At 63.9% G+C, this 288-nt stretch carries 1 protein-coding gene; it reads left to right on the top strand.

Annotated elements, in window-relative coordinates; genetic code table 11:
- Positions 1-53: 53 nt before the first annotated feature.
- Positions 54-288: tyrosine-type recombinase/integrase (locus tag CKO35_RS17665; RefSeq protein WP_338031830.1), on the top strand; the 235-nt coding region annotated here is incomplete at its 3' end.

Genomic DNA, 288 nt, shown 5'->3' with positions numbered 1-288 from the left:
GCCCGCGTGTGTGGCTGTTTCCACATACGTTCCAACCGCAGCATCACATTGGCGTGAGTTCAGCACAGCGCCTGTTTGGCCGCTGTCGCCGCCGCGCCGGGGTGAGCAAGTCGGTGGGGATCCACGGCCTGCGACATGCGTACGCCACGCACCAGTTGGAGAATGGGCTGGCGGTGCATGAACTGCAACGTCTGCTGGGCCATGGCCATTTGCAAACCACCCTGCGCTACATCCACTGGACACCCAGTGATGAACGGGGCACCTCGGGGCATGTGGACCTGCTGGCGC

It is taken from the genome of Ectothiorhodospira shaposhnikovii (assembly GCF_016584105.1).
Taxonomy (GTDB): domain Bacteria; phylum Pseudomonadota; class Gammaproteobacteria; order Ectothiorhodospirales; family Ectothiorhodospiraceae; genus Ectothiorhodospira; species Ectothiorhodospira shaposhnikovii.
This window is presented reverse-complemented; position numbering and strand designations above follow the sequence as displayed.